The 235-nt window shown below is 75.7% G+C and carries 1 protein-coding gene; it reads left to right on the top strand.

Going from position 1 to position 235, the window contains the following annotated elements; all coding sequences use genetic code 11:
• On the top strand, window positions 1-235 hold a 235-nt coding region (locus ACZ3GY_RS24810; RefSeq protein ID WP_465912488.1), incomplete at both ends, for a glycosyltransferase family protein.

Here is a 235-nt window from a genome sequence, read left to right on the forward strand (position 1 = left end):
TCGAAGCGGCGTCGCTCGGGACTCCCGCGGTGGTCAGCGACCCCGACATCGCCGCGGAACTGGGCACCGGAGTCTGGAGCGTCGCGGATGCCACGGTCGCGGCGCTCGCGGAGACGCTGCGGCGCGCGTCCGCCGACATCGCCGCCGGCTCCCCGGTCGCGGTGGATCCGACGATAGGGGAGCGCTTCCGGCAGTCCTCGCGCACCGCCGCGATGGTCGCGGTCTACGCGCGCGC

Source organism: Pseudomonas sp. PME37.24/006, assembly GCF_055556635.1.